Raw genomic sequence first — 400 nt, 5'->3', positions numbered from 1 at the left:
ACGGCATTCCCAAAGAGCATTTTGAGCTATATTTGAAGGAGTGTGAATGGCGTTTCAACAACAGTGAAATAAAGTTTCAAATTTCTTTTTTAAAACAATTGGTAAAGAACTATTTATCCTAGTTATCCAGGACAGCCCCAAAAGAAAAGTATCAAAGACGACATCAGCCGGTTGCGCGGCCTACCTCAATTCCGAGGGGTTGTTCTGCGTGATATAGACCGTGATTTTATTATGAACACAGTCGGTAATTTTAACTGCTCCGACAGTACCAAAAACCGTTATCTTGCGTTGATTCGGGCCATATTGAACAAAGCTGCAAAAGAGTGGCAATGGTTGGATAACGTGCCGAAAATCACGTTATACCGCGAAGCCAAACGGCGTATCCGCTGGCTGACGCAGA

General features: G+C 42.8%; 2 pseudogenes. Both read left to right on the top strand.

Annotated features, from left to right (window positions below):
- Window positions 1-122 (top strand): annotated as a pseudogene (locus NQ012_RS12960) (IS1595 family transposase); the annotation flags it as partial.
- A gap of 19 nt (window positions 123-141) precedes the next feature.
- Window positions 142-400 (top strand): annotated as a pseudogene (locus NQ012_RS12955) (site-specific integrase); the annotation flags it as partial.

The organism is Neisseria dentiae, from assembly GCF_024580525.1.
Classification (GTDB): Bacteria; Pseudomonadota; Gammaproteobacteria; order Burkholderiales; family Neisseriaceae; genus Neisseria; species Neisseria dentiae_A.
This window is presented reverse-complemented; position numbering and strand designations above follow the sequence as displayed.